General features: G+C 67.4%; 1 protein-coding gene. It reads left to right on the forward strand.

All coding sequences use genetic code 11. The features are described from left to right. Positions 1-233 precede the first annotated feature (233 nt). Positions 234-2,318: a recombinase family protein gene (locus tag BN1233_RS42445; RefSeq protein WP_046869719.1), complete on the forward strand. Its 2,085-nt coding sequence runs from the start codon at positions 234-236 to the stop codon at positions 2,316-2,318. The last annotated feature ends 21 nt before the right edge of the window (positions 2,319-2,339 follow it).

Below are 2,339 nucleotides of genomic sequence, written 5' to 3' on the forward strand. Positions count from 1 at the left end.
GCTCGATCGAGCAGCCGCGGAACCGCTGAAGATGCAAGGCTGTTGAGCCCGCATCCCAGGATTGGCCATGTGGCCCTCCTGGCACTGGCGCGCTGGATGACAAGCCATGACCGGCCGGATCCCAGCCCAAGTCGCGTGGACGGAGCTGCCGCTGGCGCGCCGTCGCAAGTTGGCCGTGATCATCGGACGTCTCGCCTATCGGCGGCTGCAGAGCCGGGCTGAGGAGACGGGCGATGAACCTCCCCGAGAAGATCCACAGCAGCCCCCTTGAGCGTCTGGCGGTCGTCTATGTGCGCCAGTCGACACTCCAGCAGGTCGAGCGCCACCAGGAGTCGACGCGCCTCCAATATGGTTTGGCGGAGCAGGCGCGCCACTATGGCTGGTCGCCCGAGCGGGTGCTGGTCATTGACGATGATCTCGGCTGCTCAGGAACGACAGCTGAAGGCCGCCTCGGCTTTCAGCGCCTGGTGACCGAGGTCGGGCTCGGTCATGTCGGCCTGGTGCTCGGCATCGAGATGTCCAGGCTCGCGCGCTCGTGCCGCGACTGGCACCAACTCCTCGAGATCTGCGCTGTCTGCGGCACGCTCATTGCAGATGCCGATGGCATCTACGACCCAGCCCATTACAACGACCGGCTGCTCCTGGGGCTCAAGGGTACGCTCTCGGAGGCCGAGCTCCACATCCTGCAGGCGCGCATGCACGAAGGTAAGCGCGCCAAGGCCAAGCGGGGCGAACTCTGCCTTGCTGTGCCGCGCGGCTATGTGCGTCTGCCCGACGGCAGCGTCGAGTTCGACCCGGACGAACAGGTGCAGGCGATCGTGCGGCTCGTCTTTGCGGTTTTCGAGCGGCGCGGCCACATGAATGCGGTGCTGCGCTATCTCGTCGACCACGGCCTCAAGCTGCCCACCCGCCATGGCACAACGGGCGGTGCGCTGGAGTGGCACCGACCGAACCGCCAGACGCTGACCAACATGCTGCACAACCCCGTCTACGCTGGGGCCTATGCTTTCGGACGCGGTGTCGATGACCAGCGGCCCGGCAACCCGCGAAGCCCGCGCCCGGCCAAGCCGGGCCAATGGCTGGTGCTGATCAAGGATCGGCTGCCTGCCTATATCAGTTTCGCGCAGTATGAGGCGAACGTGGCCCAGATGGCAGCTAACCGCAGCCACCATCGCGGCGTCTGCCGCGGCGGCCTGTCGCTGCTCGCCGGGATGCTGACCTGCGGGCGCTGCGGCCACCGGATGATCGCCACTTACTGCAGCAACGGCCATGATCTCCTCTACGCCTGCATCTCGGAAGCTTCCGTTTATGGCGGCGAGCGCTGCCAAGCATTCACCGGCCGGGCCTTGGACGCGCATGTCGCCGGCCTGATCCTGAGCGCGCTCACGCCATCGGCGCTCGAGGTGAGCCTACAACTCGCTGAGGACATCGAGATCGAGCGCGCCGCCCTCCACCGCCAGTGGGCGCAGCGGCGTGAACGTGCCGCCCATGCCGCTGAGCGCGCCGAGCGCCAGTATGACGCCGCCGAACCTGAGAACCGGCTGGTGGTGCGCACGCTCGAGACACGCTGGGAGGAGGCGCTGCGCAAAAAGGCGGTGCTCGACGAGGACTACGCCCGCTTCTGCGCGCGCGAGCCGGCGCGACTGACGCGGCAAGAGATCGCCTTCATCCGCCGGCTGGCCAGCGACGTGCCGGCGCTGTGGCATGCCGAGACGACCACGCCCCAGGACCGGCAGGCGATCGCGCGCTTGGTGCTCGATCGCGTGACCGTCACCCTGGATGGCCGGACCGAGCGGCTGCAGGTTGACTGCGACTGGGCCGGTGGCGCGCGCACGCGAAGCTGGGCGATCCGCCCAGTCGCCACGCTCGCGCAGCTCAGCTCCTATCCGGCGCTCGTCGAGCGGCTGACTGCCCTGCACGGCAACGGCCTGACCGCCGGTGCAATTGCTGACATCCTCAATGCCGAAGACTGGCATCCGGCCAAGCGCGCTGATCGCTTCACGCGCTCGATGGTCGCTGCCCTGTTGCGGCGGATCGGTCTCGTGACACGCGCCCGGCGCACGCTTGATGCCGCAGCGCACTGCCGAGCCCATGAATGGCCGCTGCGCGATCTCGCCAGCGAACTCGATATGCCCGAGCAGACGCTCCACGGCTGGGTGAACCGCGGCTGGGTCAAGGCGCGCAAGATCGCGGTCGGCGCGCAAGCAATCTGGCTGCTCTGCGCGGATGGTGCCGAACTCGAGCGTCTGCGTGAACTTCGGCGACACAATCTGGCACTCCAGCAGCGCCGCCCCGTCACCCTGCTGCCAATCTCTTGAGAGGCATTATGACAAAGATAT

The sequence above is a fragment of the Microvirga massiliensis genome (assembly GCF_001006805.1).
GTDB classification, from domain to species: Bacteria; Pseudomonadota; Alphaproteobacteria; order Rhizobiales; family Beijerinckiaceae; genus Microvirga; species Microvirga massiliensis.

Bases quoted from the DNA above. Each gene is read 5' to 3' on its own strand.
- BN1233_RS42445 (WP_046869719.1), top strand. From the start codon at position 234: ATGAACCTCCCCGAGAAGATCCACAGCAGCCCCCTTGAGCGTCTGGCG.